This window comes from Mesotoga sp. UBA5847 (assembly GCF_002432735.1).
Lineage (GTDB): Bacteria > Thermotogota > Thermotogae > Petrotogales > Kosmotogaceae > Mesotoga.
In genome coordinates, this window is the sequence record NZ_DJGL01000038.1 from 362 (window position 1) to 2,787 (window position 2,426).

Below are 2,426 nucleotides of genomic sequence, written 5' to 3' on the forward strand. Positions count from 1 at the left end.
TCCAACCCCCAACCGGTGTTACCCGTAACCCCGGTTATCTATATCCTTCTCACTATTTTAAACTTGCTTTTGTCTGCTCTGTACAATGAAATAACATACTCGATGCAGATATCACTCTTTGTGTACGTGAATCTCTTTCTCATTATTGCGCAGTCATCCAGTTCCTGACGAAGAAAACGGGCTTCTTCTTTCTTTAGCCTTGTGAGTTCCATTTCTTCTTCTGCATAAGAGATATTGATTCCGTACTCCTTTCTTAGGATTCCGTATAGAGACTCCTTTTCCATATCTCTCTGTGTTATATTGAGCAGACGGATATCCGCTCCCACATTTAGATATGCTTCTTCAATTGCGTAGGGTTCTCCTTCGAGAAATCTAACTCTTTTCAGGAGCACGACCATTGCGTCTGCTGGGATATCGAAGAGCTCTACTGCATCTGCTGGGACTCTGACTAGTCTGTTCTCCAAAACTACAGACCGGGTCTCACTGCCGCGCTTTCTAGCCTCATCCGTGAATCCTGTGAGTATGGCAAGCTGCTCTTCGCGCTTAGATCCTGTGACGAAGGTCCCCTTCCCCTTAAGCCTTTCGATGAACCCCTCTCTTCTTAGCTCATCCATTGCTCTCCTGACAGTAAGTCTGCTTATGCTGTACTGTTGGCAAAGCTCCTTTTCCGTGGGAAGCTTATCGCCCTTCTGATACTTTCCGGAATTGAGGGATTCCTTCAAGTCAACGTACAACTTGTAGTATAGTGGAATCGGCGTTTCACCCATGATGGCCCCCTTCAATCACGATAATTCAGTTCACCAGGATAGAGGAGACAATCCTCAGCGAACTCTATGAACTCCATCCCTGACTGTTTCCATTGGCTGTAGTCAAGCTTTCCGGTTCTAATCTTCTGTGCGCTATTCGCAATGCCGATAAGATCATCTGAGCGGTCCATTATCTCAAATTGTTCATATTTTAGCAAATAATCCATCATCTTCAAAGTTATCACAAAGAAGTTGTCGTCATTTCTCGGAAAGAACTCTACCCCGCTGCAGCTGGCATTTGCGTACTTCCGGTAGAAGGGCATGAATTCGCGGCTTCGTAATCTGAGATCGGGGAACTCTCTCTTCAGAAATGCTGCGAAATCCGATCCATTGATCCATGGAGCGCCTATCAAGATAAAGGGCTTGAATGTGCCGCGGCCTTCAGAGACGTTTGTGGTTTCAAAGAAGCAGGTTCCCGCGTAACCTAGAAGAGATTCGTAGGTCGGCACATTTGGTGAAGGCACATTCCACAAAAGAGACGTGGCATCGTAACTTTCGCCGTTCCAACCTTCAAGCTTCACGACTTGCAGGTCGAGATCGAGTTTCATGAGCTTCTTGAAATATTGGGCAAGCTCTCCTGCCGTAAGTCCGTACTGGAGGGGCAGTCTATAGCCGCCAACAAAGGTCTGCAACCCGTCGTCTATTCTACTTCCGAAGACCCCTCTGCCCAGCGGGTTCGGCCTGTCAAGAACTACGTACTGAATTCCGGCTTCCGCCGCTGATTCCATTGTATAGGCGAGAGTATAGATGAATGTGTAGAATCTCAGGCCGACATCCTGAATGTCGTATACGACTACATCAAGCCCTTCGAGATCTTCCTGCAAAGGTTTGCGCTTATCCCCGTATAGACTTACCACAGGAATGCCGTATTTTGGATGGAGATCGTCGTTTACATGCGCCCCGTCGGCTACTCCTCCAAGTCCGTGTTCAGGGGTGAAGATCTTTTTCACATTGAGTTTGCTTTCGAACATGAGGTCAATTCCCCACTTCAGATCTGAGTCAACGAATGAGTAGTTCGTGACGAGACCGATCGCCTTGTTTCTTAGATCTGTGAAACCTCTTTTCTGCAAGACATCTATTCCCAGCGAAACCATACTATAACCCCCTCCAGGTAATGTATACTTATCAATCACAATCATGCCATATTGTCATATCATTTTCCCAATCGTGGAGAGTCTTTGACAAGTATCGGTTGGAATTGACAACGGAAAAGAAAAGAGCCGACATCGGTCGGCTCTTAGCGGTTGGTCGATCGGTGGTAAGGGTTTTTAGGATTCATTGACTTTATCACTTGGACCCATAAAACAAAGAAGATAGCGTCTCAAACCCGCATGGTTTAGTAAACGCTATTTTTTTGTCTATATTTTGTAGTGGCAAAATTCTTCGTTTCTGAAAATGCTTTGGCTTGTTCAGCTGTTTTCAGAAGATTAAGTGATAAACTNNGGTTTTTAGGATTCATTTCTGTCCGTAGTAATTCTTTACGAAGTCCTGCATCTTAAGACACTCCTCGTGAGAAATTACCTGAGGAGTTCCTATGATTGTTGCCATGATAATCGTTTTTGCCGACTTCTCAAGTACCTCGGCCACTTTGAAGGCATCGCTCAGGTTGCTGCCAACGCA

General features: G+C 45.7%; 2 protein-coding genes. Both read right to left on the reverse strand.

What is annotated here, in order from left to right; all coding sequences use genetic code 11:
- Positions 1–38: 38 nt before the first annotated feature.
- A complete protein-coding gene (locus tag B3K91_RS04110; RefSeq protein ID WP_099828505.1) occupies positions 39–767 on the reverse strand; it encodes a GntR family transcriptional regulator in 729 nt (242 codons plus the stop codon).
- An 11-nt stretch (positions 768–778) separates the two neighbouring features.
- A complete protein-coding gene (locus tag B3K91_RS04115; protein ID WP_292590789.1) occupies positions 779–1,900 on the reverse strand; it encodes an exo-beta-N-acetylmuramidase NamZ family protein in 1,122 nt (373 codons plus the stop codon).
- Positions 1,901–2,426: the final 526 nt, after the last annotated feature.

What these genes read in the sequence shown, in the direction of transcription:
- B3K91_RS04110 (WP_099828505.1), bottom strand. Translation starts at nt 767, where the DNA reads ATGGGTGAAACGCCGATTCCACTATACTACAAGTTGTACGTTGACTTG.
- B3K91_RS04115 (WP_292590789.1), bottom strand. Translation starts at nt 1,900, where the DNA reads ATGGTTTCGCTGGGAATAGATGTCTTGCAGAAAAGAGGTTTCACAGAT.